Here is a 344-nt window from a genome sequence, read left to right as displayed (position 1 = left end):
GACGTCCCGGTTGTCACTAACCTAGCCGATCAACTCTCTGGCAGCGTCACCGAAGCCGGTCATGAAGATAACGGTACCGTGCTTGCTGGTACCGCGACAGCTACAGGCCAACTTAGCGCGTCCGATGTCGATACTGGTGCAACGCAAACGTGGTCAGTACAAGGCACGCCGGACACCACTTATGGCACCTTCACGGTCGATGCTGACGGCAAGTGGACCTACACCTTAAACAATGACGATGCCGACACCCAGGCATTAGCCGAAGGCGATTCTGAGACATTGACCTTTGTGGTCCGTGTCATGGATGACAAAGGCGCCTATGTCGATCAAACTGTCACCGTTAT

Annotated in this window: 1 protein-coding gene; it reads left to right on the top strand. The window is 54.7% G+C overall.

Going from position 1 to position 344, the window contains the following annotated elements:
* Positions 1 to 344: VCBS domain-containing protein (locus CXF86_RS20095; RefSeq protein ID WP_219622753.1), on the top strand; the 344-nt coding region annotated here is incomplete at both ends.

The sequence above is a fragment of the Shewanella sp. GutCb genome (assembly GCF_002836135.1).
In the GTDB taxonomy this organism is placed as follows: Bacteria; Pseudomonadota; Gammaproteobacteria; order Enterobacterales; family Shewanellaceae; genus Shewanella.
Note: the sequence above shows the minus strand (reverse complement) of the source record. Positions and strands in the feature narration are given on the sequence as shown.